This is a genomic window from Halorubrum sp. SS7, assembly GCF_005435055.1.
GTDB classification, from domain to species: Archaea; Halobacteriota; Halobacteria; order Halobacteriales; family Haloferacaceae; genus Halorubrum; species Halorubrum salinarum.
Genome location: NZ_SGXV01000839.1, coordinates 1 through 207 on the forward strand (window position 1 = coordinate 1; position 207 = coordinate 207).

At 66.7% G+C, this 207-nt stretch carries 1 pseudogene; it reads right to left on the reverse strand.

The annotated features are described in order from the left end of the window. Positions 1-207, reverse strand: a pseudogene (locus EXE44_RS20075) (HTR-like protein); the annotation flags it as partial.

Here is a 207-nt window from a genome sequence, read left to right on the forward strand (position 1 = left end):
GATCTCGGTCTCGAAGCGGACGATGTTCTCGGCCTCCAGCTGCGAGAGCACGCCGCGGAACTCCCGGACGAACATGGTCCGAGCGCGCTGTGACCCGCCGCTCTCCCAGGAGAACTGTAAGGTCCCGCCGGCGGCGTCCATCAGGGTGCCGAACTCGCGGTCGCGCAGCGAGTCGGTGTTCACCAACACGAGCACCAGAGCGTCCAT